Source organism: Aetokthonos hydrillicola CCALA 1050 (assembly GCF_017591665.1).
Lineage (GTDB): Bacteria > Cyanobacteriota > Cyanobacteriia > Cyanobacteriales > Nostocaceae > Aetokthonos > Aetokthonos hydrillicola.
Map to the genome: position 1 here is coordinate 1 of NZ_JAAKGC010000219.1, position 4,263 is coordinate 4,263.

The 4,263-nt window shown below is 43.0% G+C and carries 7 protein-coding genes; 5 read left to right on the forward strand and 2 right to left on the reverse strand.

Going from position 1 to position 4,263, the window contains the following annotated elements; translation table 11 throughout:
• Positions 1-394: hypothetical protein (locus tag G4P69_RS35800; protein ID WP_208344866.1), on the reverse strand; the 394-nt coding region annotated here is incomplete at its 3' end.
• Positions 395-544: 150 nt separating this feature from the next.
• On the opposite strand from G4P69_RS35800, the gene G4P69_RS35805 reads away from it, so the two are divergent.
• The 5 genes from G4P69_RS35805 (at position 545) to G4P69_RS35825 (ending at position 3,901) form a co-directional block, all read left to right on the forward strand.
• A complete protein-coding gene (locus tag G4P69_RS35805) occupies positions 545-916 on the forward strand; it encodes a hypothetical protein (protein ID WP_208344867.1) in 372 nt (123 codons plus the stop codon).
• A gap of 101 nt (positions 917-1,017) precedes the next feature.
• Positions 1,018-2,403: an ASCH domain-containing protein gene (locus G4P69_RS35810; protein ID WP_208344868.1), complete on the forward strand. Its 1,386-nt coding sequence runs from the start codon at positions 1,018-1,020 to the stop codon at positions 2,401-2,403.
• 14 nt (positions 2,404-2,417) lie between these two features.
• The gene (locus tag G4P69_RS35815) at positions 2,418-2,606 is read left to right on the forward strand and encodes a hypothetical protein (RefSeq protein WP_208344869.1); all 189 of its coding nucleotides are present in this window, start codon (positions 2,418-2,420) and stop codon (positions 2,604-2,606) included.
• Between the two features lie 168 nt (positions 2,607-2,774).
• Positions 2,775-3,680, forward strand: a complete 906-nt coding sequence (locus tag G4P69_RS35820; RefSeq protein ID WP_208344870.1) for an ATP-binding protein — start codon at positions 2,775-2,777, stop codon at positions 3,678-3,680.
• A complete protein-coding gene (locus tag G4P69_RS35825; protein ID WP_208344871.1) occupies positions 3,677-3,901 on the forward strand; it encodes a hypothetical protein in 225 nt (74 codons plus the stop codon). Before G4P69_RS35820 ends, G4P69_RS35825 begins: the two co-directional genes overlap by 4 nt.
• Positions 3,902-3,934: 33 nt before the next feature.
• On the opposite strand, the gene G4P69_RS35830 is transcribed toward G4P69_RS35825, so the two are convergent.
• Positions 3,935-4,263, reverse strand: a 329-nt coding sequence (locus G4P69_RS35830) for a hypothetical protein (RefSeq protein ID WP_208354686.1), incomplete at its 5' end; no start/stop codon positions are given.

Here is a 4,263-nt window from a genome sequence, read left to right on the forward strand (position 1 = left end):
AAGAGCGATTATCCCCACACACTTTTACCCCTAAATAACTTGAAATTGTCGCCAGAGCCAAGATGGAAAAACCAAGGTGTACTAAGCGGTTAAACCAAGCATTGAGAGAATTTTCATCCCTGATCGCAGTCTTTATCTGCTCTGTTTCTGACCACACCAACGCCTCATGAATTTTAACTAAATCTTCAGTTGATGTATCTTCATTCATCGAGCGTCTATACAACTCATTCTCGATGTAATTGATTTTGTTTTGCCTGGTTGGTTGTTCGCTTATCAGTGCCAGTTTCTTAAGGCTTAAACGGTCAATCTGTGTGGCAACTTGCCCTACAATAAATTCCTTTTGCTCTCGGCTGAGTTGGTTATCTGTGTAGTCTTCATCTATTTCGTAAAACATTACTTAATTCTCCTTGCCAAAATAGCTTCTGCGGATCGCTCCTTCTACAGGTGTTTCTGTGGTTGGGAAGTCAGCCGCGTCTGTTCCACGTCAGCCATGCGCTGTAATTCGTCATAGGCTTGCAGCAAAGCTTGGCGCGTGCTTTGTTTCATGATTGTTACCCTAGACAAGTCACACTATATCGTTTACAGTATGGATGAGTCAAGTGAAACTTGTCTAGAAATGATACAAATTGATTTAAATGAAATAGCTACCGTTAACTGGAATGAAGAACGCGGAGAAAAGCTAAGAGCCATCCGGGGAAAACATTCCATGCAAAGTTTAGTTGACCAAATTAAAGAAAAATATAATTATTCAACGACTAAGCAATATATACAAATGCTAGAGCGCCCTGTAAGCCGAAAAGCCTCTAAAACTGTTTCTTTTGCGCTATTACGGCATATTTGCTCAGTCGTTGGGGCTGATGTTAGAGACTTGTACGACTCTCCCCAAATCTCTCAAAAGCGGTCTAGTCTCCCTTGACTTTTGACAAGTCTGACTTTACCATGAAAGAGCAAATCGAAAGCGATCGCGCCTCCTGGAAAGAAATGCGATCGCTCTCTAGATAAACCGGTAAGGTCATCATGACACAATCATATCCTGAATCTCTCAAGGCTATCAGCATTCATGCACCCCATGCCTACGCTATTTGCATGGGCATTAAGGTAGCCGAATACCGCAGCCAACCAACTGATAGACGCGGCTGGATTTTGATTCATGCCTCTGGGTCGAAAGACTCCGACCATTTCCTAGCTGACTACGGCATCTCCAAGGACACAATTAAGCGCGGCGCAATCATTGGGGCAGCGCAAATTACAGATTGCACATGGGATGCTGAATTTGGCTGCTATGCCTACCACCTAGAATCACCCATCCTATTGCAAGAGCCCATAGAAGGAATAAAAGGCTGCCAAGCGATATTCTGGGGAGCCAAGCTGACACAAAATCAAGCAGCTTTTGCGATCGCTTGGGCAATGATCAAAGCCACTACAAAAGCTGATGATATATCACCAGAAGCAATTGAGGAAGATTCAATCCCTGGCTACCGCATAGAATACGAACCCCAATGCAGCGAGAAAGACCTTCATGCTTACCAAGTCAGCGACAGCCTAACCCATGAACCGCTATTTAGGATCTACAAAAAACCCGACGGCTGGACAAATGAGCTAACCAAGCAGATTCACAATAGCCTTAAACTAGTCATTGCAGAAGCACGAGAAAAAACCATAGAGCGAATTGAACGCTCAAGACCCCTAGAAGTCCAGCAAATCGACGATGATACTTTTATTGTCCGCAATCCCAGCAATGGCAATCACTATGTAGTCCGACCTCAGCACCCCAACCCCAAAGAACGATGCGAATGCGGCGATACATACTTTAGAGGGGTAAAATGCAAGCATCAAATAGCGCAGGAAGATTATCTTCAGCAGTCCATCACTGCGACTATCGCCCAATCTGAACTTAACCAGTACATTAAGCAGCAAGCCCAAGAGATAGCGCCTGAACCACAAATCCAATTCACCTCACCTGACGGCTTTTACAACTGGGAAGCCGCTATAGATGGCAAAACCATTGCCACCATCCACTACGATTCTGAGCACTTGACACAGCGATATGTGGTAGCTGTAAGTGGGGCAGAAATACACCGCGCCAATACCCAGGCGAGAGCAGAAAATTACATCCTCTGGCATTACAAACAAGGTACATTGCCGGTAGCACAAGAAGAAAAGTCTGAACCTTGCACAATCGAAGATTGCAACTTCATTGACGAAAAAGGACAGCAATACGTTTTCCGAATTAACAATCAATTAATTGGGTACATCTGGCTTGCAGATGACGGGGATGATTGGTATTCATCACAAGAGTATTGGACTAATAGTGATGGCACAAAATATGACGATTGGCGCGAGTGTGGACTAGCCTTGGCGCGGGTAACTCGTAAAGATTTATATCAGACTGTAGCGGCGTAACTTGAGTAGATTTTATGTACAAATTGACAGACGGTATTAACTACATATTCACTTCTTTGGGCTGGGAATATGTCTTTCAAGGTCACACTTACGGTGATGTGCGGATTTTTCTTTCTGCCCGAGAAGCTAGCGAGGTATTAAAACAAAACCTACTACCAGCATCCAAAAGCAAATATGGCGGCTTTGTAAGCCAAGTTAATTAGTCTTTAAAGTGTGAGCGCTTACCTCCTGAAAGCAAAGCGCTCACACTGTCCGCCTTTTCAGCATAGAAACAAGGGAATGTATTTAATGCCCCCAGAAGTTATTAGCGTTCATGCTACAGAAATTGAGTTAGAAAATCCTATTTATTTAGATAAGGAGAACTTTTAATCATGTTTAAAAAAGCTGTCAAATCACAATCAAAATTACGTCTTGCTTTAATTGGAGTAAGTGGAAGTGGTAAAACTTTTTCTGCTTTATCGATTGCCTCTGGACTTAGCCAAAATATAGCCGTAATCGACACAGAACATGGTTCAGCCAGTAAGTACGCCGATAAATTCAACTTCGATGTACTTGAACTTAGTAGCTTTCATCCACAGCAATACATTAATGCTATTCAAGCAGCTAGTAGTGCGGGTTATGAGGTGTTGATCGTCGATAGCCTATCCCATGCCTGGATGGGTAAGGACGGTGCATTAGAACAAGTAGACCGCATTGCTAAACGCACTCAATCTAATAATAGTTTTGCAGCATGGCGAGATGTAACGCCACTCCACAACCAGCTGGTAGAAGCAATTGTGAGTAGCAAATGCCATTTAATCGCCACAATGAGAGCCAAGACAGAGTATGTCTTGGAACCGAATGAAAAAGGTAAAATGGCTCCACGTAAAGTAGGGATGGCTCCCATACAGCGAGATGGGCTTGAATACGAATTTGATGTAGTAGCTGACCTTGACCTTAACCATAATTTCATTGTGAGCAAATCACGCTGTTCTGAATTGTCGGGTCAAATTATCAATAAGCCAGGAGAAAATGTAGCGGGAATTCTGAAAGACTGGTTATATAGCGGTCAGTTGCCAGAACAAAATACAACTAAGCTTGAGTATACGATTCCTGCTACCTACGACCGCAATCTGCTTAACGCCGAGATTGAATCGATTATCAAACGTAGAAATATCCCCCTAGAACAAGCAAAAACTGTATTATTTGAATTGTTCAATGTGCGCTCAAGACAACAACTTACTGATGAACAACTTGCACAATTCTTGGATTATTTAAAATCAAGCAATGCTGCTTGATGATTGGCGTTGGCACTCTCTGTGGCTTCAGCCCGGAGAGTGTCAAATTTCTGCATAGAGTCACACCAGCACAATTGCAATTCTTGGAAGATTTGAGCCACAAAGAGCGAATTCTATTTGCTCTTTGTGGCTCAACAATCTTCTACCTGATGAGGAACAACAAACTTTTGAAAAAAACTAATGATGACGAACAACCAGATATAGATGACGTGCCATTCTAAAAAATGATGCCCTATGTCCCTCAATCAACAAGGCTAAGGATTTTTGCTGTGAACACTACCATGTGAACAACTCCACCATTTTGGAGAAAATATATTGAGTATCACAGCTTTAGCAAAAGCGATCGTAAGCGCATTTAGGCAAGAATTTTCTTCAACCAACCCACTTTCGGTTTCAGGTGGATCTAATATTGCCGATACCGGTAGTGGTAGCACTACATCAACTACAACACGAACCGTTGCAGCCACCGACTCACCTGAAGTAGTGGCAATTGGGCAGGTGCGCGATCGCCTACCTTCAACTTTAGGTCCCAAATCTTCAACTAATAGCACATCAGTCGTACTGGCAAGTGACCAAACAACTA

Excerpts from the sequence above, each read along its gene's own strand:
- G4P69_RS35815 (WP_208344869.1), top strand. The coding sequence starts at position 2,418 with ATGTACAAATTGACAGACGGTATTAACTACATATTCACTTCTTTGGGC.
- G4P69_RS35810 (WP_208344868.1), top strand. The coding sequence starts at position 1,018 with ATGACACAATCATATCCTGAATCTCTCAAGGCTATCAGCATTCATGCA.
- G4P69_RS35820 (WP_208344870.1), top strand. The coding sequence starts at position 2,775 with ATGTTTAAAAAAGCTGTCAAATCACAATCAAAATTACGTCTTGCTTTA.
- G4P69_RS35805 (WP_208344867.1), top strand. The coding sequence starts at position 545 with ATGATTGTTACCCTAGACAAGTCACACTATATCGTTTACAGTATGGAT.